Annotated in this window: 1 protein-coding gene; it reads right to left on the bottom strand. The window is 77.0% G+C overall.

Features of this window, described 5'->3' with window-relative positions; genetic code table 11:
• Positions 1–368, bottom strand: a 368-nt coding sequence (locus tag KS423_RS46400) for a metalloregulator ArsR/SmtB family transcription factor (RefSeq protein ID WP_224285649.1), incomplete at its 3' end; no start/stop codon positions are given.
• Between the last annotated feature and the right edge of the window lie 489 nt (positions 369–857).

Below are 857 nucleotides of genomic sequence, written 5' to 3'. Positions count from 1 at the left end.
AAGGGCTGCGGCGTGGTCGCACCGGCCGCGGCGGCACCGCCGTCGTCGCCGCCGTCGCGGCGCGCGGGCAGGTCGTGGGCGATCAGGGCGGCCTCGGTGAGCAGCCCGCTCACCTCCGTGGCCCGGTAGAAGATCCGCGTCCCCTCCCGCCGCGCCACCACCAGCCCGGCCGCCCGCAGCTTCGCCAGGTGCTGCGAGGTCGACGCCACGTGCGCCCCCAGCAGCTCGGCCAGCTCGCTCACCGGCAGCTCCCGGCGGCTCAGCGCCCACAGCAGCCGGTACCGCGACGGGTCCGCCACTGCCTTCAGCACCGCCACCGCCCGCTCCGCCACCTCGGCGTCCCAGGCCTCTTCCCGCGCACCACCCATGGAGGGATCGTACCGAGGTGCGCCGGGCGCGGGTCGGCGCACCTCGACGGTGGACCGGCGCCCGGCCGCGGCGGTCCCAGCACCGGAGGGGAGGGGCGGCGAAGCGGTAAACAGGGCCCCGGATCGTTCCGGAAGGCCGTTCCAGGCAGGCGTGAAACCGCAGGTCAGAGGGGTGGAACCGTTCCAGCGTCCCGGCTCGGCCGGGAAGCCTGGCGGACCGGCCCGACGGCGGACCAGAGTGCTGCTCAGCGGTCGGCGCCGATGGCCCGCCGCCCGGTCCACTCCTTCATCCGCAACCGTTACGGGGGAACCTCCATGTCCGCTCGCCGTGCCGTGTCCGCTCGCCGTGCCCTGTTCGTGCCCGCCGCCCTCGCCCTGGGCGCCGCCCTCACCCTGACCGCCTGTGGGGCCGACAACGGCGACGCGGCCCAGCCCACGAAGCCCGCCCAGTCCGCCTCGCCCGGCACCGCGGCCCCCGCCGCGCCCGCC

Origin of the sequence: Streptomyces sp. LS1784 (assembly GCF_020103755.1) — a bacterium.
In the GTDB taxonomy this organism is placed as follows: Bacteria; Actinomycetota; Actinomycetes; order Streptomycetales; family Streptomycetaceae; genus Kitasatospora.
This window is presented reverse-complemented; position numbering and strand designations above follow the sequence as displayed.